The organism is Amazonocrinis nigriterrae CENA67 (genome assembly GCF_016056305.1).
In the GTDB taxonomy this organism is placed as follows: Bacteria; Cyanobacteriota; Cyanobacteriia; order Cyanobacteriales; family Nostocaceae; genus Amazonocrinis; species Amazonocrinis nigriterrae.
The window spans coordinates 126,069-148,934 of record NZ_JAECZC010000029.1 but is presented as its reverse complement, the minus strand read 5'-3'; the positions used below and the strand labels follow the sequence as shown (position 1 = coordinate 148,934).

Here is a 22,866-nt window from a genome sequence, read left to right as displayed (position 1 = left end):
CCCCTACTCCAAAAAAAATAAAGTTGGGCAACCAACCTCCCATGAAGGGAGAGAGAATACCTGCTTGTCCCATTGCCCCACTAATGAAGAAAATCATATAGTAAGAAAAAATTACTATCACACTAATACCAAAACTTGTTCCTCGCCCAGTGCGCTGGGGTATGGTTCCCATAGCTGCACCTACTAGACCAAAAACTACACATACAAATGGCAAGGCAATTTTTTGTTGAATCCTGACTTGAAGTTTACGAATTTTTTGGCGATCGCCAGCGAGACGTTCTACAGCCAGTTGTTCTAAAGCTTCAGAAATATTCATTTCGCCGTAATCCCGGCTTTTTTCTGCCAAACTTAATGGTGTGCGGGGCAGTTGCAGTTGTTGATGTTCAAATCGCAAAATGCTGCGATATGAGCGATCGGGAGATACTACATAAATCGTACCGTTGTAAAAATCCCAGACGTTTTGAGATCCATTCCACTGGGCAGATTCTGAAACCACAATTTGATTCAAATTTTGTGTAGAACGATCTATAATCGTTAAACCTTTCATACGCTTGCCATCAAACTGGTCAGCATAAAATAAGCGTGACAGTATCTTGGTCTTCGTGCCATCTTTTTCTTTAATGTCCCGGTATTCGGGATAGAAAATATTCTGCTGTTTTAAAGTTGGCTTATCTGACTTCAGGGCTTGCTCTAAAGTCAGGGTTGCTTGATAATTTGCCGCTGGTGCAATTTGCTCGTTAAACACAAATGTCATGCCTGTGACTACAAGACTCAAAATCACAGCAGTTAGCACCATGCGATAAACACTCACCCCACAGCCACGCAGGGCTATTAATTCACTTTCACTGGAAAGACGACTGTATGTCATCAAAGTAGCCAGCAATGTGGACATGGGGAAAGCTAAAACAATAAAGCTAGGCAGTTTTAACAAAAAAACTTGAATGGCAGTATTTACAGGTAGCCCAGATTCTACTACTTTTCTAACTAAATCAAAAACAGAATCAATTGTCACACCAATTGATGAGAAAGCGCCGACACCAAAGAAAAACGTCGGTAGCAATTCGCTGACCAGGTAGCGATCCATAATTGTGAAAGGCAGCAGCGAATTGAGGCTATAGAAAGACTGAAGCTTCGTTGAGGTCATAAGCAAAATTTAAATTAAATACGGGCTACCCTGGTAAGGGACTGATACCGTTTTAGTTTAATGTTGATACAAATAAGCAGAGGAGCAGGGGAGCAGGGGAGCAGAGGAAGAAGAATCTGATAGTCGTCTGGGATGCGGTATAGTGATAATTTAATTTTGGGAGTTACCTAAACCAAGTATAAATATTGGATTTTCACTGTAATACAACTATTAATAATTGCAAAAAAAGCGCAATTAATACGCAATAAATACTGAAGTAACAAACGTAAAAAAATACCTTTTGAAATTATTACTCCCTTTTCGCTGTAAGATTACCGATCCAAATTTTTCTCCCCTGCTCCCTCTGCTCCCTCTGCTCCCTCTGCTCCCTCTGCTATCTACACGGTAATCTTCAGGTGGGAAAGGAGTAACTAAATATTTATGAATTTAGACTTGGAAATTGTCTCCCAAGTAATATTGCCGCACGAGGGGGTTGCTGTAAAGTTCATCGGCAGTGCCAAAAGCGAGAATTTGTCCCTCACGCATGATATAGGCGCGATCTGTAATGGCTAGGGTTTCGCGGACATTGTGATCTGTGATCAGAATACCCACACCGCGATCGCGCAATTGTGCCACAATTTGCTGAATCTCGGAAACTGCAATGGGATCAACACCAGCAAATGGTTCATCTAAAAATAAAAACTTTGGGCCTTCTCGTCCTGCTGCCAAAGCCCTGGCTAATTCTGTTCGCCTTCTTTGACCTCCAGAAAGTTGAATGCCTTTACTTCTGGCTAATTTTTCTAAACGAAACTCCCGCAGTAAACTTTGTAGTCGCTTTGGCCACTCCCATCGTGGTACATTAGTCTGCTCGAAGACTAACAAAATATTATCCTGGACTGAAAGCTGGCGAAAAACACTTGCTTCTTGGGCAAGATAGCCAATGCCTAGTCGTGCCCGTTTGTGCATTGGCATGGCAGTAATTTCCAAACTATCTAACCAGACTCTTCCCTGATTAGGTTTTTCTAAGCCTGTGGCAATATAAAATGTTGTCGTTTTCCCAGCACCATTGGGGCCTAGTAAACCGACTATTTCGCCTTGGGCTATGGAAAGGTTGACGCGCTTGACAATCTGTCGCTTGCTGTAAGATTTATGAATATTCTCTAGGACAATTTTCACTACTCGCGGCCTTTTGTTGATGGTAGATGCTAATTAGAACGCCTGAAACCTGGTGTCTTTGGGGCAGGTGTGGCAGCTTGTCCGCTTTCATCTGATTCCTGCACCATGTAGATGGATTCTACCTGACGGTTAGATTGAGGTAAGGCAACAAATCGCCCTTCATCTATTAAATAAGTTACCTTCTCGGCTCGGATACTATTACCGCCCTGTTGCAAAATATAAACGTTGCCAGTGAAATCAATTCGGCGTTCTTTGCTAAAGTATTGTGCTTGAGCAGCTGTTGCTTGAAGTTGGCGAGCCGGGTATAACATTTGTACATTGCCGCGAGCGGTAATTACTTGAGTTTTGGCATCATATTCTTGCACATCGGAGCGAATTGTGAGTGGACGATTTTCCGTAGCTGTTTGTGCAGTAGCAGTTTGCACTTGCATCGGGAAAGCGATCGCACCCAAAAGTGCAACTGGTAATACTAAAGATAGTCCAAAGCGGTGCATTTGTGATCTGGGCATGGGATTTGAGCGGGTATATTAATGATTTCAACTAGTTTATCCACAGATAAAATTTATCATCTGGAATAATTTGCGATCACTGCTGGCTGAGATATTGACGCTGTGACAAAGCTTGAGGTTTCGCTGCAAGTTCACATTTGCCTAGAAAAAACTTGATGTCTTAGTGCCTTTGTGGTAAAAGATCTTAAACCACGAAGACACAAAGACACAAAGAGTTTTCATTCGTTCTGGGGTACGCGGGACATGAGGACATGTTAAATATTTGTTACATTCAAAAAATTGGGGAATAGGAAAAAGTTTTCCATTCCCCAATCACTAAGTCTGAATTAGCTGAGTAAAATTTACTAATCATTTGTCAGCACAATCTTAGGCAAAAGTAAGGCTTGATTTTCACTCAGTCCATCGGCGATAATCTTGTCAGCTCCAGTTTGTTGTAACGTTGTCAGCAATGCTGCACTCTGACTCAATAATTCGTCTACATCAATGCCGCTGTAAGTAGATGGGTAACGTCGCAGGCGGTTGCTGCCCTCTCCCAGTAAAATCACAGCACCTCGCCAGTTACGATTTCCCAGATGATAAAGTGCTACGGCAATTTGTAAAATGCCTTGATAAAAAGATTTTTCCGGTTCGCTGGCTTCTATCCACAAAGCTTCTAAAGTGTCATGACAGGCGTAGAACTGCCCAGAATTGAACTGTTCTATGCCTTGCCAAAACTCTTGGGGTATGCTTTCGCTCATCCCATACTATCTCGTACTTCTTTAATGGTTTCGAGAGATATTTCTTGTTTGTCTCCTGCAAACTCGTTGTCTGGGGTGAGAAATAGCATACAGTGGCACTCTTTGCGTTCTCTCATAGGAACACAGGGGCAGTTCCAATATGTGGCGTGAACTTCAGCTTCTTTATCTTCATAGTGTCGGCAAGGGCACAAAGGCGAACCTAGTTCGTCTTTATGTTTAGCTAGTCCTTCAATTACGACTGCTGTCACAGAAGGTTCAGAACAGAAGTATGTTCCGGTACGCTTGGCGTATTGCTCGGAAAAATGCCGCATTGCCTCTAGGCTTTTATCGCTGGATTTTGTGTTAGCTTCTGATGAGATCATGTGGATCGGCGGCTCATAATTTAAATATTTCTTTGCATTGTACATCAGCCTTACTAAGCTATTACTGGGTGTATTTCCCCAACCTGAGTTTTTCAAGTTGACTGGCTTTTGCTTAAACACTTGTATATCCAGCATACTGGGATCAAAAAAACCTCGAATGCCACAGAAGCTGAGCTTGTGAACATTCATTGGGATTTTGAATATACAAGATATAGCTTCATGATGAATGTAACGGCTTTTGTAGTTGAGATTGCAGTTCCTGCTCGCTTTGTACAATAATTCCAGGATAATCCCAATTGACTACTAGTTGTTCTGTTCCTGATGAGGTATCTTGCCACAACACCCAACGACTACCCAAAGATAGAGAAGAAAGAGTTAGGGGGTTTTGAGTCAGCCAAATTACAGGGGAGTTTTGCGGATTTGTGGCGATCGCCTCTTCTTGACACAAGCTTGCTGCTAAAGTTTCTAAAACAACCCGCTCGCCTTTGACTAAACCTGTGGATGCTGTCCACAGTTGTACTTGTAATTGCTGTCGATGTGCATATAAATACAGTGAGGCTGCAGCAATTACTGCTTGTTCAAAGTTTTCTTCTTGCCAATTGCCAGCGCTGTCAAGGGCAATAATTATCTCTTGTCCACCTGTAATGATTTCTAACTCCCGGACTCGTAATTCACCGTAGCGGGCACTAGTACGCCAATGAATCAGACGGGTGGGATCTCCAATACGGTAAGGACGTAGCGATCGCACTAAGCCTGTGGTGGCTGTCTGCAAGGGTTTACCACGAGGATCGCCTTTTTTACTGTCTTCTTGTCCCATTTCATCCACTAGGGGGCAAGTGGTCAGGGATAAGACGGTAGGATAGACAATGGCTGTGGCGTTACTATCACGTTGACGGCGACACCAAAATAAGCCTAAAGGCGCACCAGTAGCTAATTCGACTGTGTGCCAGCGATAAATGCCTCGGCGTTGGGTAGGTTGGTAGTATACCCAACGGTGACTGGTTTTGCTAGGAATTGTATCGATTGCCTTTTGTACTGGTTTGCCTAAAACGAAAGGCAGTATATCTTCAACTTGGATTAAGCTTACGGGTTGCTGTGTCTGATTGTGGATTTCTAATTCCACAGTTAAGTCATCACCTGCTGACACAGGTGGAATCGGACGGCGTGTGATGGATAGATTTGTGAGCGATCGCGGTGGTAAAATTGCCGCTACAGCCAAAAGTGCAAAACTCACACCGCTAATGGCGTATAGCCAGCCAGCCATCGTATTGATACCAGCCCCAAAAAAACAAATAGCAATTCCTCCTAAAACCCAACCACTGTATGCAGGGGCACAAGCGCGGGTTTCCAACCAGTTGGTGATGGGTTTGATGATTTTCATAGTATCCTTTGTAACCCAAGACCACTTGAGATTCACAGTGCTAGAAGTGGATAAAAAAGGGAGGAATGCATAGACGCGTAGTAATTGTCAACGCAAAGGCAAGAATCTTACTTGCCCTTCCCATTCACCTTCCAGACTGCACTCATCCAACAATAGAATTTCCTCAATCGCTAAACCAACTGGAACACGACGACTCACTTCAAATAATCCTGGCATTGGCAAGCCTGCTTGCACTCGCTCATAGGCAAAATTGATCATCGTTGTTACATCGTGAGTTAGCACTAAACGGCCATTTTGTGCTGCCCATTCCAAAACAGTTGGATCGTCTGCTTCAGCCAACCCCACATCCTGAACACGGATAATATCAACATCAGAATTACGACGCAGAATCCCACGGACAATCTGATTGTTAAAGTTCTCGTCCGCCAAGAATCGCAACATATAATTTTACCCTTGTGGCTTGCGTCTCGCTAATAAGCGATCGCGTATCCCAACAGGGTTAAAACGTCTCTCAGCTTCCTGACGAACATCAAAAGCAATACGCTGACGTTCTAGAAGATACTCATCAACTTCTGCTTGATGTCGTAAGTAATAGCCAATTACAGAATAAATATCGGAAAGTTGAAGCGATGGGTACTGTGCGTTGATTTCTTCTGCTGTAGCCCCTTCCAGAAAAGCTGTAACAACTGTATCTAAGGTTACGCGACTTTTACTGATGCGGACAACACCATTGGCATCAGTTACAAGCGGAATTTGGTCAGCCGTAGGAACAAGTAGCATTTTGAGAGCAAGATTCTTCTGGTCTTGTGTTTCTAGTATAAGCCGAAGCTTTCACCAATTTTGAGCGATCGCTTTTCGAGTTAACTTCTAGCGACAATTTTTATTCTGTTCGCTGTATAGCATTATTGATCTGCTGGCGCTGGGCAATCTGAATTAATAATCTTAATGCGTCATTCACCGCTTTCTCGTTGGGGAAAGCTTGGGCAACATCGGGATCTAAAAGTATTAGGTTCGTTTTTGTACGATATCGCTCAACATATTTACCTCTAACTCCCCCTTCCATTTGAGCAAAGTCGTACTCAGGACGTAATTCATCTTCCATTTCGTTTGTAATTTCGTTGTATTTATCGATAAGTTAAGGAGCTAACATTATGCGGCGTTGATTATGCTGATTCTAGATGAGCAACTGGAATTTGTTCAGTTCTTTCAGGGGGTTTCGCTCCAGTTGCAACAGCATGAACTGTATGAAGAATATCGGCAGAATAGTAGCGATTACCACAGGTATCACAAACACCAATTGTCACATCTTCCAGGATTACGAATCCATCTCTGTGTTTAAATGCCTCGCGCTTGACAGTTCGGGGTTGAACAGTTCCTTCGCAATACTCGCATCTATATCCATACATACGGCTAGCCCTCAAGCTCAGTGACTTCATAAACAGTGATAATCAGATAACGTCCGTTGCTGGCGAAACGCCCAACAATCCCAACAAGCGTTTGTTGATCTAATGCAGTTCCTACTACTATATATTTTGTTCCTCTGGGATCATCTTTTTCAACCCGGATGACTTGACCTGTTAGAACTGTCTCTTCCACATCTAAAATTGTCAGCATATCTTCAGCCATTTCTTCCATTGCATGGGCCGACATGTCGTATTCGCGGAGTCTAATCTTTTCTCTGATGCGGTCAATATCACTGCGAGCCACTTGTTTGTTCAGGTAAGATTCTGCTAATGATACTAAGTCTTAAGACTACAGTTTGTTATAAAGCCTTAAATAATCTTGAGCGATCGCTTCTTCTCGTGGCAAGTAGCTTTTCGAGCGCTGATAATTCGTATTTTTCAAAAAAATAAGTAAATATACTTGTTAAACTCGGTTTCATAAGTGGGTAATTTAATTTGTGTAGCATTAGTCTTTTCAACATAGATATAAATATGCCACTCAAATTTGAATTACTTTGTATTGATCAACAAGAAAAAGTCAAGTTTAAAAAACCTAAAAATTTTATCTTGGCTTTATCAATTATTGAAAGTTTATGGCATAGTGAACCTTCGTTTTCAGAAGATAATCTTGAAATTAATGATAATATCCAACAAATAAAAGTATCTGTTCAGCCTTTTGATACAAGTAAAATGGTGACAGGAGGTCGATTTTCTTCTGCCTACTACATTGTTGTTGAAGGCGAATTTGATAATATTGAGCCTTTTAGAATAAAGTTCATGGATCAACTAAAGGACTTGGGATTTGATCATAGACAAATATTAATAGATGATATCTCTAATAAAATAGCACATTTAATATATCCTTTAATCAATAATATTGAAACTTTGCTCAGAAGATATCTTGTTAAGTTTTTTATCACAAAGATTGGTACAGACTGGTGGTCAATTGCAGTTTCTAAGGAAAATAGAGATAAGGCAAATAGTAAAAAAAATAATGAAGTAGTTTTTAGTAAAATGGTAGTTACAAATGTCACTTTATTGAACTTTGACCAGTTAGGAAAGATTATTTACAGCCAATCTTCAATATTTACAAAAATAGAAGATGTCATCAGCAAAGTAAAAGCGGCAACAGACTTAGAAAGTTTAAAAGAAGAACTTTTAGAAGGAAATTACGCAAAGTATTTCAAAGATACATTTGAACAAAATGATTTTCAAAATAAATGGGAGCAATTAACTCATATTAGAAATAAAGTTGCTCATAATAATTATTTCGTTCAGAAGGATTTGGATTTAGCAAATGATTTGTGTAAAAAACTCAAGCAAATAATTAATGATGCAGATAGCAGTATTGATGCACTAACTTTGAGTATTGCAGATAAAGAAGCTGTAATAAAAGCAATTGATTTAGCTAATGATTTAGCTAAAATTGAGAAAGAAGAAAAGCAATTAGAACAGCAGGAAGGAAGAATTAATGAGGAACTAGAAGATAGTTCATTAAAAGCTGAAAGTCTTGGCCAGCCTTATTTAGTACTGAGAGAAGAAGATTTAATTTCTCAACTAAGAGAATGTTCAAAATTAAAAGAATTTATAGGTTTGAAGTCTTTTGTTAGAGATCATTTGGGACAGCAAGGATATTCATTTAATTCATCTTACGCTCTAATTAACCTTCTGGCAGATAGAGGAAAAATAGCAATTTATGAAGTTCCAAATCCTTATGGCCAATTTAATACAACTGCAATCAAATTAATAGAATAAATACTAAGTTTGTAAGAAAAAGTGCATGAATGTTTACAGTTAGTAGACTCACGCAAAGTTATTTGTATAACGTTTGATCAATTGGCTAGAGATATTAGAGATAGGCTTTCACTCTATCCACTGATTTATGCAGCAGAATCTGAGGCTGAAGAAGTTATTTTAACTGATGAGAGCGATCGCCCATCGTCCTAAAGATCGCTAGATCTCACAAAAAAAGCCCGCTGATGCAGGCTTTCTAAATCAATTAAGTTTATTACTTACCGTTTCGCCAACTTCTTCGCCATCTTCCGTAGACGAATTGATTGCGGTGTAACTTCTACCAATTCATCAGGGCCGATGTATTCCAAAGCACGCTCAAGACTCATATCTATTGGTGCTTGCAACTGCACTAGTTCATCACCACCTGATGCACGGTGGTTAGTTAACTGCTTGGTTTTACAAACGTTGAGTTCCAAGTCTTGGGGACGATTGTGTTCTCCCACAATCATACCTTTGTAAACTTTAGTACCTGGAGTAATAAAGAACGAACCTCTATCTTCAGCGTTCTTCATGGCGTAGAAGGTCGCAACGCCTTCTTCAAAGGCAATTAAGACACCTTTGTTGCGGGCTTCAATTTCACCACTCAGCGGACGATAATCTAAGAAGCTGTGATTCATGATGCCCTCACCACGAGTCATCCGCATGAATTCACCACGGAAACCAATCAAACCACGGGCGGGAATCACAAACTCTAGCTGAGTGCGATCGCCACTACCTGGTTGCATGTCTTGCATTTCACCTTTACGTTGTCCCAGGCGTTCAATACAGCTACCAACAGCATCAGCAGGAACGTCTAACACCAAGAGTTCATAAGGTTCACAAGGTTGTCCGTTGACTTCGCGGTAAATTACCTGTGGCTGGGATACTTGAAATTCGTAGCCCTCCCGGCGCATGGTTTCGATTAAGATACCCAGGTGCAGTTCACCACGACCGGAAACTAGGAATTTATCTGGTGAATCTGTTTCTTCAACCCGTAAGGCGACGTTGGTTTCCAATTCGCGGAACAGGCGATCGCGCACTTGGCGTGAAGTCACTAACTTACCTTCTTGACCTGCAAAGGGTGAATCGTTTACCCAGAAGGTCATCTGCAAAGTTGGCTCATCCACTTTAATTAGTGGCAAAGCTTGTGGTTCATTGGGATCAGTAATTGTTTCTCCAATGTTGGCATCAGCGAAACCAGCTACGGCGACAATGTAACCAGCTGATGCTTCTTCCATGTCTACTCGCTTCAACCCTTCAAAGCCCATCAACTTGGTGATTTTAGCTTTGACAATGTTGCCGTTTTCTGTTACAAGAGCAGCTTGCTGTCCACCACGGATCACACCGTTGTGGATTCTGCCAATGACAATCCGTCCTAGATATTCAGAATAATCTAGAGTTGTAACTTGCAATTGCAAAGGCTTGTTGATGTCACCTACAGGTGGTGGAACGTGACGCAGAATCGCTTCAAACAGCGGTTGCATATCCACCGCTTCTGCATCTAAGTCTTCTTTGGCGTAACCTGATAGACCGGAAGCGAATAAATAAGGGAAATCGCACTGGTCTTCATCTGCACCTAATTCTAGGAACAGATCTAATACTTTATCAATTGCACCGTAGGGATCGGCTTGGGGACGGTCAATTTTGTTGACCACAACAATGGGGCGCAATCCTTTTTCCAAAGCTTTTTTTAACACAAAACGTGTTTGAGGCATGGGGCCTTCATTGGCATCGACAATTAAGATACAACCGTCAACCATGCCAAGTACACGTTCGACTTCACCACCAAAGTCAGCGTGTCCAGGAGTATCAACAATATTAATCAGCGTTTCTTTGTAGCGAACGGCTGTGTTTTTCGAGAGGATAGTGATTCCCCGTTCCCGTTCTAGGGCGTTGGAGTCCATGACGCAATCCGGAACGTCTTCACCTTCTCGGAAAATGCCGGATTGTTTGAGGAGTGCATCAACCAGGGTGGTTTTGCCGTGATCTACGTGGGCAATAATAGCGACGTTACGAATTGGGAGCGTCATAGAGGCTTTTGGTGAACTTTAGAGGGGGTTTTCAGATTTACATTTATGTGCTAGGCATTTTTAACAGAATTGTGGGCGATCGGCAAATTCTGTAAAGAACCTTTAACAATTCTAGCGTAATCGTCACAATTGCGGAGACTTTTGTCGGCTACAACGAGGCAGAAAAATAAGCAGTCTGAAATTTGTACCTTCAGTTGAAAAATTCAATAAGTATAATTAATCAACTGTACTGATTCTGACCAAATCAAAATATATATTTGGTTAACGATAACAACTGCTAAAAATTTCTGAATGATATTCATGCCCAGAATCAGGCGATCACTTGTTTTTGCACGAATTGCGAACCTTGGGTGAAGAAGCAAAATATTTTGATTTGAGTACTTTGACTAATTTATGCTAAATAGCTAACTTTCATCAAATTTGAAGTAAATATTTAGTTCATCCTGAAGGCACAAGTGGTTCAGTGAAGGGCTAAAGGCATTACTACAAAGTTTGATTTTTTCTAGATATTTTATTAATTATTGTAAATAAATATTCTAAATTCTACAACTTTTATACAGGTCAATTTCTTAATGATAAACTTATCAAACAAACGTTGCTGATGACGAAGTATTTTTTTTATAAAATCTTAAAATAATTATCAATATTAAAAAATAATATATGTCTAATAAAGAACCTTGGCTAGCTGTAAATTTATCGCAAATATTTCCAGGGATAGGTCAAATATATTCAGGTAAAAAAATTAAAGGATACCTGTGGATATTCTTCACAATAGTCTTTAATATAATTGGATTGTGGCTTATATTCAATCAAAATACAGATCTAATAATTAGTGCATTGAGTTTTTTTATAATCACTTTATTTTTATGGGTATGGAATCTTGTTGATGCTTACAAATCTGCGAAAAGTAATAATACTCCGGAGTTTGAAACATTACGTAAGCAGAGTAAAGACCCTTGGCTAGCAATGTTCCTTTCAAAACTATTTATAGGGATTGGTCACTTTTACATTGGTAAGTGGTTATTTGGCATCTTTGCTATCATCTTAATAATTCTTTTTTCATCTATTTTCAATTTTCTTACACCAATAGTCACAGTTTTTATTGCCTATCTAGCCTATGTTTTTTCACCAGTTCGTCGTGAAAGGACAAAAAAATTAGCATTCATTGTTTCAATAATGTCATTAATATCAGCTTTATTCCCTGTGGGTTTAGCATTATTTCTTCGAGCATATATTGCTGAAGCACGTTGGATTCCTTCAGGGGCTATGGAACCAACTTTGCATGGTTCTCCAAACCAATGGGAGGCAGACAAAATTATAGTCGGTAAGTTCAGCTATCGTTTTCAAAATCCAAAACGTGGTGATATTGTTGTGTTTTTGCCTACAGATACGTTAAGAGCAGAACAATTTAATGATGCCTTTATTAAGCGTATAGTTGGGCTACCTGGAGAAACCGTAGAACTTAAAGATGGTAAAGTTTATATCAACAAAAGACCTCTCCGGGAAGATAAATATCTTAGCTTTGATCAGCGTACAGTAGTTGATGTTTGCACATCAGGACAGCAACCGCCTTACTTAGCGAAACCTGTCACAATACCACCTGAATCATACTTGGTGCTAGGCGATAATCGTAACAACAGTTACGATAGCCGTTGCTGGGGTGTTGTACCCCGCAATTTAATTATTGGCAAAGCCTACAAAAGATTTTACCCTTTTGATCGCATTGGCCCTATTGAATAGGATTATCAGAGCTACCACTATTGCTTGTTTCTTTGTGACGGGCAGTTTGCTCAAGTCGGCAAAGCCGCCCACGCAACTGCCCTCGCCTTTGTGTCTTAGTGGTTCATTTTTTCAATGACACCAGTATATGATAGTTAATTTAATTATTCAATCTTCAAGAAACTAAAAATATCTGCTGCTTTTACCTGCGAATCTGACAACATGTCGAGAACAGGTAATATATCACTATCATATTTCACTTCTGGCAGGGTGTTTGGTTGAAACACCATCACTGATTTATCGTTAGAGTCGATAAACCAACCTAATTTAGTTTTGTAGGGTGCGTTTCAAGCTACACTACCCTCGAAAACCTAAATATTCCAGGGTATCACCACATGATTGACCTCTACACCTTCACCACACCCAACGGACGCAAGGCTTCTATCATGCTGGAAGAAGTCGAACTTCCCTACAACGTCCACAAAATCGACATTACCAAACAAGAGCAATTCACACCAGAATACATCGCCATCAACCCCAACAGCAAAATTCCCGCAATTGTTGACCAAGAAACAGGCATCACAGTTTTTGAATCCGGTGCTATTCTAATTTACTTAGCAGAAAAAACAGGTAAATTCCTACCCGCTGACCAAAAACAACGCTTTCAAGTTCTAGAGTGGCTGATGTTCCAAATGGGAGGAGTGGGGCCAATGTTTGGACAACTCAACCACTTTAAAAAGTTTGCACCCGAAAAAATACCCTACGCCATTGAACGCTACGAAAAAGAAACCCTACGAATTTATGGCGTGTTAGATAAACAATTGGCAGACAATGAATTTATCTGCGGTGACTATTCCATAGCTGACATTGCGACTTATCCTTGGGTGGCAATTTATCAATTTCAAGGTTTGACCCTAGATAATCATCCAAATCTTAAACGCTGGGTGGAGACAGTGCAACAGCGTCCAGCAGTGCAGCGCGGGATGAATGTACCTTAATTAGGGAGTAGGGAGTGGGGAGTGGGGAGTAGGGGGGGATGAGGGAGATGAGGGGGTAATTTTTACTTTTGTCTTTGTGGTTAAGTAATTTTTTTAAACCACAAAGACACAAAGACACAGAGTCACATAGATTGTATTCTTTTTTAATTACGAATTACGAATTACGAATTACGAATTACCAAGATGATGAAACGCCGAGAGGTTTTGAATAGTGCTGCGATCGCAACGGCAACTGCTGCTACACTAGCTTCCTGTAGCCAAACTACTAAATCTCCAACTGTGCAAACAGGACTACCTAATATTCGTTGGCGGATGGCGACTAGCTGGCCGAAATCTTTAGGTACTTTTATTGGTGCAGAAACAGTTGCTAAGCGTGTAGCCGAAATGACTAACGGACGTTTCCAGATTACACCGTTTGCGGCTGGGGAGTTAGTACCAGGGTTGCAAGTTTTGGATGCTGTGCAAGCTGGGACTGTGGAATGCGGTCACACATCGAGTTATTATTACATTGGTAAAAGTCCGGCTTTAGCCTTTGCTACTGCTGTACCCTTTGGTTTAAACGCTCAACAACAATATGCTTGGCTTTACCAAGGTGGTGGACTAGAAGCCATACACAAAATTTATACCAACTTCAACGTAATTAGTTTTCCTGCTGGCAGTACCGGCGCACAAATGGGAGGATGGTTTAAAAAAGAAATCCAGTCTCTTGCTGACCTTAAAGGCTTGAAAATGCGAATACCTGGGTTAGGTGGAGAGGTAATGTCTCGTTTGGGAGTCAACGTGCAAGTATTACCAGGCGGTGAAGTGTACTTAGCATTAGATAGAGGTGCTATTGATGCAGCCGAGTGGGTTGGCCCTTACGATGATGAGAAACTCGGTTTAAATAAAGCTGCCAAATTCTATTATTACCCTGGTTGGTGGGAACCAGGCCCGACCTTAGATGTCTTAGTCAACCTCAACGCTTGGAAACGCCTACCCAAAGAGTACCAAGAAATCTTAAAAACAGCGACAGTAGACGCAAACATGAATATGCTCAATGAATACGATACCTTGAATGGGCAAGCATTAACGCGATTACTGGCAGGTGGGACTAAATTAGTTCCTTACAGTCAAGATATTATGCAAGCAGCACAAAAAATCTCGTTTGAGTTATTTGAAGAAAATGCCAGCAAAGATGTGGCTTTCAAACAAGTCTATGAACAATGGAAAGCCTTCCGCCAGCAGATTTTTGCCTGGAACCGCGTCAACGAATTGAGTTATGCCAACTTTGTGACAAGGGAGTAAAAAGTTAGGAGTTAGGAGTTAGGAGTTAGGAGTTTTGAATTTAGTTATAGGAATAAAATTTCTGCTTGTTTCTCTGTGAAACGGACACTTTGCTCAACGGGGGGAACCCCTGCACGCAAGTGTCCTCCTCTGTATGTCTGTGGTTTAAAAATAATTTATTTAACCGCCAAGACGCAGAGAACGCAGAGTAAAAAGATTAAACTGAAGTTTCCCCTCAAAGACATAAAAGTATTTGCAAAGGATAAAGGACTAATGACTAATAACGGTCTTAAGCAGATATTTTGTATAGCAGTCGAATCCTAGATTAGGACATTTTGAAATCCTGAATGTCAGCAACAGTAAGGTTTTTATCTCCTGCCTCCAGCATAGCTGCCTTCTGCCTCCTGCTATAACTTGGACGCACATCAGCTTCTTTGTGGCAAATGTACAAGTATAAAGTTATATAACATCGCCATTGTGAACAATTAGCTTGTTGCTTTATGATACCTATGTACAAGCTTGATACTTGTATAACCTTTGTCTGAAATTAGCTGTGTGTACCGCCTTCGTATTGGATTTCTCAATCATGGAGATGAAAGCAATGAAATCAGTTCTTAAACTAGGTCTTGCCGTTCTTTTTACAATTGTCGTGTCTTTTGGTTTAACCAACTCTGCTTTGGCTCTGGGTAAGTTCAGCCAGACTTGCCGTAACAGTAGTATTCAAGGTTCTGTTTTGACTTCTACTTGTGAACGGGCAGTTGGTGGTGTTTATAACACTAGTTCTATTGATTTGAATCCCGTCATTGAAAATGTTGATGGTGGGCTAAAGTGGCAACCCAGCAACTTTATTGAGACTTGCAGAAACACTAAATTAGCTGGCTCAAGTGAATTGGCTGCTGAATGCAAGACCCGCGCTCAGCAATTTGTTTCAACCAGCATCAACCTTGACGATCACATTGCCAACATTGATGGCACTTTGAAGTACGAGTAATTTTAGAGAGAGCGCGATCGCGGACTTTGAGTCCCTCGCTAAATAGTCAGATTATTCTTGAAGGTTTAGGATTTTTACTTTGTCTATGCGATTTATTTGGGACTTCCAATAAATAGAATCCTTACCATATAAGAATAATCATTATTGTAATGGGTGGTAAGTCAGGAATGCAGATGGCAGTCCTGACTTTACTTTTTGTAATAAGTTCAATGTGGTTCGAGTTTTGGCGTATGTTTGAGCGTCAATTGAATTAATTAAGATCTGACTTTTCACGTTATGTGAAAAAGTCAGAGGGTGTGGGGTGTAGCGTGTAGGGTGTAGTAAGGCTTTCAAGTTTTCCCTACACCCTACACGCTATCCCCTACCCCCTGTCTTGACAAAGGTTTTGGGACTTACCGTGAAAAGTTAGAATTAAGATCCCTCTATTATGTAACGCATAACCACCTTAACAAGGTTACTTTAACTCCTAACTCTAAACTCTAAACTCCTAACTCTTCAACTAACTTCCCAAAGAAGGCAAAAAACTAACAATACCAGGAAAGACAATAATCAACACCAGCACCAGCAGTTGCAACAAAATAAACGGTATCGCACCGCGATAAATATCTGCTGTTGTCACCTCCGCCGGCGCAACACCGCGCAGATAAAACAGCGCGAACCCAAAAGGAGGCGTGAGAAAAGAAGTTTGTAAATTTGCTCCCAACACCACACCATACCAAACTAAATCTAAACCTAATGTCTGTGCAACAGGCACAAACAACGGCACAACAATAAAAGCAATCTCGAAAAAGTCAATGAAAAAGCCAAGGATAAAAACTACCGCCATACTGACAAACAAAAAGCCAGCTTGACCACCGGGAAGATTCGAGAGAACATCTAACATGAAGCGATCGCCGTTCAATCCCCGAAAGACTAAACTAAAAGCTGTAGAACCAAACAATATAAATATCACCATGCTGCTGACTCGCAAGGTGGTATCACAAACTTGCCGCAAAGATTCTAACGTGAGTTGACGGTTAGCAAAAGCTAGGGCGATCGCTCCTGCACTACCGACTGCACCCGCTTCTGTTGGTGTAGCGATACCAAAAAATATGCTTCCCAGTACTAATAAAATTAATATCAAAGGTGGCAGCATCACCTGAATCACTCGCTTTCCTAAAGCTTTACCACCAATTTTTCGCACTTCATCAGGCAAAGCTGGTGCTGCATCAGGTTTGAAAAATGCCACAATCAACACATGTAAGGCAAACGCCCCAGCCATCATCAAACCGGGAATCACCGAACCGATGAATAAATCGCCCACCGATACACCCAACTGATCTCCCAATACTACCAAAACCACACTTGGCGGGATAATTTGTCCCAAAGTTCCCGAAGCGGCAATTACACCAGTAGCTAATTCTTTGTTGTAACCATAGCGCAGCATAATTGGTAGGGAAATCAAACCCATCGCTACCACTGTGGCTGCCACTACACCAGTGGTTGCTGCTAGCATTGCCCCAACCAACACCACAGCCAATGCTAAACCGCCACGCAAGCGCCCCAACAAAATCCCCATCGTTTCCAACAGTCTTTCGGCTATGCCAGATTTCTCTAACATTGAACCCATGAAGATGAAATAAGGGATAGCTAGTAAGGTATAATTCGCCATGATGCCAAAAATTCGCTGGGGCATGGCAGTGAGAAATATGGGGTCAAATACACCTAAGCTGATTCCTAGTATGCCAAAGGCGATCGCTACCCCACCCAACGAAAAAGCCACCGGATATCCTAGCGACAACAGCACCAAAGCCCCTGCAAACATCAGTGGCCCCAGCCATTCATAAGCCAGCGTCATGATTTTCCTCCTGGGGTTCTAGTCTGCCAGTGAGAATTGTCAAGTTTTTAATCGCTTGAGAAATTCCTTGAAAAATCAGCAAAACAAAGGCAACAATAATCATGGCTTTAATTGGATAGCGGGGCAAGCCACCAGGATCAGATGATGCTTCTTTGATTTGCCAGGAAGCTAAGATGGAATCCCACGAAAAAATTATTACCAAAATGCAAAAGGGAAATAGAAAAAATACTGTTCCTAACAAATCTGCAAGTGCTTTTTGCTTGCGCTGCCAATTACTATAAAAAATATCCACTCGCACATGTTCATTATGTTTGAGGGCGTAACCTGCACCCAAGAAAAAGACTATATCAAAAATATACCATTGAGCTTCTATGTAAGCGTTGGAAGTGAAGTTGTTACCGCTAATTCGCCCCAGATATCGCCCGACAACATTCCACACGCCAAGTATCACCATGACTAGTACTAGCCAACTAGTCAATCGACCAATGCGTTCAGTACAGCTATCAATAAATTTAGATATTTTTAAAAGTTTCTCCAAAGGTGATCTCGCCTCATAAATTGCCGTAAATGTAGTTTACAAAAGTAATTCGTAATTCGTAATTCGTAATTCGTAATTAAAATGTAGTACTATTTACTCTTTACGCCATAAGATTACTTATTTCTTTCTTTGCGTTCTTAGCGTACTTTGCAGTTCGTTAAAAAAATGACTTCGGCAAAGCCCACCCTACATGTATTGCAAAAATCAAATAAAAAACCATAAATAACTATGTAAAAATTAATCCAAGTCTTTAAGATGATCAACCAATGATTTGGGCAGTTGGACAAAAGTTACACCGCAATAAGTATGAAATTAAAGAAGAGTTAGGACGGGGACGCTTTGCCATTACTTATCTTGCGGAAAATACTGCATCTGGAGTCGATGGTTTAATTAAAATAGCACTTGAATTAGTTAATCCTCAACATCTCAAAAATTGGTTTACAAATTGCTGTTACTGTACCTCATAAACTGCGAATATACTGTAAATTAGCTTAGAGTTTTGTAATTGAAGTTTTATATTTGTAAATAATTATGTGATTTTGCCAGAATGGATTCAAGAAAGTTATTAATCAGAGGGTTGAAATCAGGTTATTTAAATAATTACAGTAGATTTCAGGTAAAAGAGGTACAAGGGGAGACTCAAAACTCAAACAGGATAACGCTTCCCCTCCTGCCCTCTGCCTCCTGCCTTCTGCTGTAAATGACATTTTGGTTTTCTATTGTTGTGCAATACAAATTCTTAATTTTGCAAAACAAAAATGATACCAAAAATTAATAATTGCTTGCATCAAAATTCGTCAACATTCGCTCATTCATTATTAGGACTTTAAAGCCATGAGAAGCTATTTTTCTGATCTGTGGAGAAAAGATCATAGTGCCCGTGACTATGCACCACGTTGGGCTAAGTTGCGTTCAGATATGCGTGAGGCTTTTCCTACTTACTACTCCTCCGATACGGGGGATGCTTTTGCTCGGTTAGTAGGTCTAGCAATTAAGGAATTAGACAAGCTTAAACCCCCAATAGATGGCCCTGGTTATTTGGGAGATGATCCTTCTGGTCCCTATTATGGTGATGTTACTCAGGCTGAACTGGCTGCTGGTATGGAACCTGTAGAAAGTGTGATTGAGAAATCGATCGCTCTTTTTAATGGGATGCCTAATTGGAATCATCCTTTAATTATGCCAAATGTGATTCCTCCCGCGAACACAGCAGCGATTTTGGCGGCGATGATGACCAATGTATTTAGCCCCAACATCATTGAGGGGGAATATTCTTGGAACGTGGAAAAGGCGGAAATGGAATCAGCCGCCATTATTTCTAAACTGATTGGCTGGGACGCAACTCAAGCTGGTGGACTTTATACTTTTGGTGGTTCTGGATGTTATTTCTATGGCTTGAAATATGCCTTAAGTAGAGTGCTGGGGCGAGAGTCTCGCTGTAAAGGGATTCGTATAGATGCCAAGCTGTTAGTTTCTCAGCAAGGTCACTATTGTATGATGAACTCCACAGACTGGACTGGTTTAGGAATGGACAATATCATCACTATTAAGACCAATCCAGAAACCAATGCGATGGATCTTCAGGATTTGGAAGATGTGATGAAAGAATTGCATGGTAAAGGTATTCCTATTGCCAGTGTAGTCTGTACAATGGGTACTACAGATGCCTTTGCTATAGATCCAGTGGCTCAAGTTCGGGAATTAATTGAGAAGTATCCGAATCCCAATAACTATGGTAAAACTTTACTTTATTGTGATGCGGTAATTGGTTGGTCTTGGCTCACATTTAAAGATTACGATTTTAGTACCAATCCTCTGGGCTTTAATGAAGATATTCTGCCAGAACTGCAAAGAAATGCTGAGAGGATGAGTCAAATATATCATGCTGATGCCATTGGTTGCGATTTCCACAAAACGGGTTGGGCTACTTATAACTGTAGTATTGTGATGTTTAAAGACCTCAACGAGTTTAGGACTTTGATGACTCGTCCAGGTTCAGCTTATTTACAGGAACGTACTTGTTATAATCCTGGTCTTTATACTCTAGAAGTTTCTCGTTCTGGTTCTTATGCTATGGCAGGATGGGCAACTCTCAAATTTTTAGGTCATGAGGGTTTTCAATCTGTTTTGGGTGGTATTCTGGAAATTCAGCAATATCTACGGGAAAAAATTGCCCAGCAAGCGACTACTGTCTGTGTCAACTCCTATGATTATGGCTTTGTGACTCTTTTCCGTGTTTATCCACCAGGAGTTGATGCTGAAGACCAGTATGAAAAAGAACTCAGACAAGATTCTTCTTTAGAAGAATTGAAACAGAATAACCTATTACAACAGAAAGTTGCAGATAAGCTTTGGGAATGGTTTAGGGATGGAAACAAACATGGTGAGCATGGTGAGAACTATGGACCCTATACAAGTTATACTAGCGGTTTCCGTCCTACGGAGTACAATCGTGATCAGGAAAATAAGGAAGCCGTGATTTATGCTTTGAAGTCATACCCCATGAATGTTAACATTGATGCTGAGGCCATGGATAATCTGCTTACGCTCGTTTTGGCTGCAAGAGACGAAGTATGGAACTCTCAGCCACAACCACCGATTACTGGCGGTTCTTGTCCATTACCTTACTCTGACGAGATAGAAGGTTTTACTTGTGATGAGAACGAACCAGCAAAGGTGGAGAATCTTTTATCTGGTATTGTCAATATTAGACGCAAACTGTCTTAAGTTGATCCTATTCATTTTCAGGCGTTGCTGAATGGATGTATGATTTTGGAGACGTTCTATGGAACGTCTCTAATTTAATATTTCCGTTGTGGTTGGTCTTTGGGGAGCAATGCAATTTTATGGGATGACCCCCCTAGGGATACCGTTGGCGAATTCCCCAAACAGCTAAACTGAACCGATTAGTTCAGCAATTAAACGATTGAGAACCCTATGAGCAGTTTTATACTCAGTAGCCTGCTTACCTAACTTCAGTTCAGACAAAACACGGTCACGTAAAATTTCAAGTTCTCTTATCGTTGGCAACGCAACAGACTGTCTTTCGCTCTCCGTATCAGATGTTAGAGGGAACTTCCTCTGCCGTGTAATACTCGGCTGTGGTTCGTTTTCCCCTTGATGGGGAGCTAAAAATTCTGAGTCTTCCCGTGTGATACAAGGGGTGGCGTTATGCCTAACAATGTGTTCTAAAGAGAGGAAAAGTTGAGAAAACTTGATTTTTGAATTGCATATCCAAATTCAGCAACGCCATTTTAATTATGTTAAAATATTCCTGAAAAACTCTATTCATTCTCTCTGCGTCCTCTGCGTCTTGGTGAGTCCAGCCCTCGTCTTGGCTTCTGCCGAGATGGGAGACTGGCGTTAGCGCAGCGGTAGCGAGCTTGCGAGCGTCACCCGAAGGGCGGTTCGTTAATAATTTATTACACTAGCTATAGTAGATTCCAATAATTAAAGGTGCGTTAGCCTTCGACATAACACACCCTACTTGAAACTTTTTTCCACACGATTAAAAATCAAACTTTTCAAGCTCAATCAACTAAAAAACTTCTCCACGCAACGGACGAATATTTCCACACCCATCGCCAAAGCTGTTTCATCAAAATCAAATCGCGGATGATGATGAGGATAAGCCAAATCTTTCTCAGGATTAGCAGAACCTAAAAAGAAATAGCAACCAGGAACCTCTTCCAAAAAGAAAGACATATCCTCACCGCCCATAGTTTGACATTCTGGTACAATGCCCACAGGTGTTTCTATCACTTCTATTGCTTGCGATCGCACCAATTCCGCCATCGTCGCATCATTAATCACTGGTGGATAAAGTTCCTGATATCTTAAGTCATATTTCGCACCATGACTTTGACAAATTCCCGCAATTGTCTGTTCAATACGCTGTTTAAAAAAGCCTTTGTAAGCAGGATTAAAATACCGCACAGTTCCTTTCATACTGCCTGTATCAGCAATCACATTATGTGTTGTACCTGCATGAAGTGCGCCCACAGTCACTACAGCTGAATCAATGGGATTGACATTCCGCGCCACAATAGTTTGCAAAGCATTGACAATTTGGGCTGCCACTACAATAGAATCTACAGTTTGATGAGGTATGGCACCATGTCCACCTTTGCCGAAAATTGTGCAGTCAAATAACTCTACAGCCGCCATCAACGCGCCACTGCGGACACCCACCATCCCCAAAGGCAAATTATTCCACAAATGCAAACCGATAATCGCATCCACATCAGGGTTTTTCAGTACCCCAGCCTCAACCATCGGTTTTGCACCTCCCGGCCCTTCCTCCGCTGGTTGGAAGATAATTTTCACAGTACCAGCAAAATCTTCACGATGCTGATTTAGATAATAAGCTGTACCTAAAGCGATCGCTGTATGTCCATCATGTCCACAAGCGTGCATCACTCCATTATGCTGCGAACAATAGGGTACTTCATTCAATTCTTGAATTGGCAAAGCATCCATATCTGCCCGAATTGCCAATACTTTCTCAGTACCAGGTTTGCTACCTTTGATTGTGGCAACAATACCAGTTTGAGCAATACCGTTTTGATGGTCAATTCCCCATTCTTGCAGCTTTTGTGAGATAAATTCCGCAGTGAGTTTTTCTTTAAAACCCAACTCTGGTTTTTGATGCAGTCGTCGCCGCCATTCTACCAATTGTGGTTGCAATGAGCGAACCGCGAGCCGAACGCGAGATAAATCAATAGAAGCTGGGTTGGGAAAGGTGGAAACCATTGTGAAGACAAGCTAGTTTATGTACAGCTAACTTAGGTTATTTTCCTAGTTTAATGGTTTTGTGTTAGCGAAGGGGAGCAGGCTTCGCCGTGAGCGTCAGCCGAACGGGGAGCAGGGGAGATGAGGAAGATGAGGAAGATGAGGGAGATGAGGGAGATGAGGGAGATGAGGGAGATGAGGGGACAAAGAGAATAATCTTAACTCCTAACTCCTAACTCCTAACTCCTAACTCCTA

24 protein-coding genes and 1 pseudogene are annotated in these 22,866 nt (G+C 41.1%); 9 read left to right on the top strand and 16 right to left on the bottom strand.

Features of this window, described 5'->3' with window-relative positions; translation table 11 throughout:
- The 11 genes from I8748_RS16560 to I8748_RS16510 all read right to left on the bottom strand — a co-directional run.
- Positions 1–1,084: LptF/LptG family permease (locus I8748_RS16560; protein ID WP_198125717.1), on the bottom strand; the 1,084-nt coding region annotated here is incomplete at its 3' end.
- Between the two features lie 486 nt (positions 1,085–1,570).
- Positions 1,571–2,299, bottom strand: a complete 729-nt coding sequence (gene lptB / locus I8748_RS16555) for an LPS export ABC transporter ATP-binding protein (protein ID WP_198125669.1) — start codon at positions 2,297–2,299, stop codon at positions 1,571–1,573.
- Positions 2,300–2,328: 29 nt separating this feature from the next.
- Positions 2,329–2,808, bottom strand: a complete 480-nt coding sequence (locus tag I8748_RS16550; RefSeq protein ID WP_198125668.1) for an LptA/OstA family protein — start codon at positions 2,806–2,808, stop codon at positions 2,329–2,331.
- Between the two features lie 344 nt (positions 2,809–3,152).
- Positions 3,153–3,545, bottom strand: a complete 393-nt coding sequence (locus I8748_RS16545; protein WP_198125667.1) for a DUF309 domain-containing protein — start codon at positions 3,543–3,545, stop codon at positions 3,153–3,155.
- A complete protein-coding gene (locus tag I8748_RS16540) occupies positions 3,542–3,907 on the bottom strand; it encodes a ferredoxin thioredoxin reductase catalytic beta subunit (protein WP_096556561.1) in 366 nt (121 codons plus the stop codon). The genes I8748_RS16545 and I8748_RS16540 overlap by 4 nt, the downstream gene beginning before the upstream one ends.
- 217 nt (positions 3,908–4,124) lie before the next feature.
- Positions 4,125–5,288 carry a DUF58 domain-containing protein gene (locus tag I8748_RS16535; RefSeq protein WP_198125666.1) on the bottom strand — a complete coding sequence of 388 codons (1,164 nt, stop codon included), beginning with the start codon at positions 5,286–5,288 and terminating at the stop codon, positions 4,125–4,127.
- 87 nt (positions 5,289–5,375) lie between these two features.
- Complete coding sequence (locus tag I8748_RS16530) at positions 5,376–5,729, bottom strand: DUF5615 family PIN-like protein (protein ID WP_198125665.1); 354 nt, start codon at positions 5,727–5,729, stop codon at positions 5,376–5,378.
- Between the two features lie 6 nt (positions 5,730–5,735).
- On the bottom strand, positions 5,736–6,068 hold the full coding sequence (locus tag I8748_RS16525; RefSeq protein WP_198125664.1) for a DUF433 domain-containing protein: 333 nt from the start codon (positions 6,066–6,068) through the stop codon (positions 5,736–5,738).
- Between the two features lie 100 nt (positions 6,069–6,168).
- Positions 6,169–6,390 (bottom strand): YajG family lipoprotein, encoded by a 222-nt coding sequence (locus I8748_RS16520; protein ID WP_198125663.1) that lies wholly within the window; start codon positions 6,388–6,390, stop codon positions 6,169–6,171.
- 61 nt (positions 6,391–6,451) lie between these two features.
- Positions 6,452–6,694, bottom strand: a complete 243-nt coding sequence (locus tag I8748_RS16515; protein ID WP_198125662.1) for a YgiT-type zinc finger protein — start codon at positions 6,692–6,694, stop codon at positions 6,452–6,454.
- A gap of 4 nt (positions 6,695–6,698) precedes the next feature.
- Positions 6,699–6,995, bottom strand: a complete 297-nt coding sequence (locus tag I8748_RS16510) for a DUF4258 domain-containing protein (protein WP_198125661.1) — start codon at positions 6,993–6,995, stop codon at positions 6,699–6,701.
- Between the two features lie 227 nt (positions 6,996–7,222).
- Here I8748_RS16510 and I8748_RS16505 point away from each other — a divergent pair, with 227 nt between their 5' ends.
- Positions 7,223–8,485 carry a Swt1 family HEPN domain-containing protein gene (locus I8748_RS16505; protein ID WP_198125660.1) on the top strand — a complete coding sequence of 421 codons (1,263 nt, stop codon included), beginning with the start codon at positions 7,223–7,225 and terminating at the stop codon, positions 8,483–8,485.
- A gap of 21 nt (positions 8,486–8,506) precedes the next feature.
- Positions 8,507–8,677 (top strand): hypothetical protein, encoded by a 171-nt coding sequence (locus tag I8748_RS16500; RefSeq protein WP_225896438.1) that lies wholly within the window; start codon positions 8,507–8,509, stop codon positions 8,675–8,677.
- A gap of 65 nt (positions 8,678–8,742) precedes the next feature.
- Here I8748_RS16500 and typA read toward each other — a convergent pair whose 3' ends face one another.
- On the bottom strand, positions 8,743–10,533 hold the full coding sequence (typA, locus tag I8748_RS16495) for a translational GTPase TypA (protein ID WP_198125659.1): 1,791 nt from the start codon (positions 10,531–10,533) through the stop codon (positions 8,743–8,745).
- A gap of 1,188 nt (positions 10,534–11,721) precedes the next feature.
- Between typA and lepB the strand changes: the two are divergent.
- Positions 11,722–12,273: pseudogene (gene lepB / locus I8748_RS35125) on the top strand (signal peptidase I); the annotation flags it as partial.
- A gap of 143 nt (positions 12,274–12,416) precedes the next feature.
- On the opposite strand, the gene I8748_RS16485 reads toward lepB, so the two are convergent.
- On the bottom strand, positions 12,417–12,542 hold the full coding sequence (locus I8748_RS16485; protein WP_404800322.1) for a hypothetical protein: 126 nt from the start codon (positions 12,540–12,542) through the stop codon (positions 12,417–12,419).
- A 105-nt stretch (positions 12,543–12,647) separates the two neighbouring features.
- Between I8748_RS16485 and I8748_RS16480 the strand changes: the two genes are divergently transcribed.
- The 3 genes from I8748_RS16480 (at position 12,648) to I8748_RS16470 (ending at position 15,504) form a co-directional block, all read left to right on the top strand.
- The gene (locus I8748_RS16480) at positions 12,648–13,250 is read left to right on the top strand and encodes a glutathione S-transferase family protein (RefSeq protein ID WP_198125657.1); all 603 of its coding nucleotides are present in this window, start codon (positions 12,648–12,650) and stop codon (positions 13,248–13,250) included.
- Between the two features lie 186 nt (positions 13,251–13,436).
- Positions 13,437–14,534 (top strand): TRAP transporter substrate-binding protein, encoded by a 1,098-nt coding sequence (locus tag I8748_RS16475; RefSeq protein ID WP_198125716.1) that lies wholly within the window; start codon positions 13,437–13,439, stop codon positions 14,532–14,534.
- A gap of 580 nt (positions 14,535–15,114) precedes the next feature.
- Positions 15,115–15,504, top strand: a complete 390-nt coding sequence (locus tag I8748_RS16470; RefSeq protein WP_198125656.1) for a mannose-binding lectin — start codon at positions 15,115–15,117, stop codon at positions 15,502–15,504.
- Positions 15,505–16,003: 499 nt separating this feature from the next.
- On the opposite strand, the gene I8748_RS16465 is transcribed toward I8748_RS16470, so the two are convergent.
- Together I8748_RS16465 and I8748_RS16460 are read right to left on the bottom strand one after the other, a co-directional pair.
- Positions 16,004–17,341: a TRAP transporter large permease gene (locus I8748_RS16465; RefSeq protein WP_198125655.1), complete on the bottom strand. Its 1,338-nt coding sequence runs from the start codon at positions 17,339–17,341 to the stop codon at positions 16,004–16,006.
- Positions 17,325–17,879 carry a TRAP transporter small permease subunit gene (locus tag I8748_RS16460; protein WP_198125654.1) on the bottom strand — a complete coding sequence of 185 codons (555 nt, stop codon included), beginning with the start codon at positions 17,877–17,879 and terminating at the stop codon, positions 17,325–17,327. Before I8748_RS16460 ends, I8748_RS16465 begins: the two co-directional genes overlap by 17 nt.
- A gap of 266 nt (positions 17,880–18,145) precedes the next feature.
- On the opposite strand from I8748_RS16460, the gene I8748_RS16455 reads away from it, so the two are divergent.
- The gene (locus tag I8748_RS16455; protein ID WP_198125653.1) at positions 18,146–18,346 is read left to right on the top strand and encodes a hypothetical protein; all 201 of its coding nucleotides are present in this window, start codon (positions 18,146–18,148) and stop codon (positions 18,344–18,346) included.
- 367 nt (positions 18,347–18,713) lie between these two features.
- Complete coding sequence (locus tag I8748_RS16450; RefSeq protein ID WP_198125652.1) at positions 18,714–20,606, top strand: pyridoxal phosphate-dependent decarboxylase family protein; 1,893 nt, start codon at positions 18,714–18,716, stop codon at positions 20,604–20,606.
- A gap of 807 nt (positions 20,607–21,413) precedes the next feature.
- Here the strand turns inward: I8748_RS16450 and I8748_RS16445 are convergent.
- Positions 21,414–22,631 carry a M20 family metallopeptidase gene (locus I8748_RS16445; RefSeq protein ID WP_198125651.1) on the bottom strand — a complete coding sequence of 406 codons (1,218 nt, stop codon included), beginning with the start codon at positions 22,629–22,631 and terminating at the stop codon, positions 21,414–21,416.
- Between the two features lie 89 nt (positions 22,632–22,720).
- Between I8748_RS16445 and I8748_RS35715 the strand changes: the two genes are divergently transcribed.
- A complete protein-coding gene (locus I8748_RS35715) occupies positions 22,721–22,846 on the top strand; it encodes a hypothetical protein (RefSeq protein ID WP_263975820.1) in 126 nt (41 codons plus the stop codon).
- Positions 22,847–22,866: the final 20 nt, after the last annotated feature.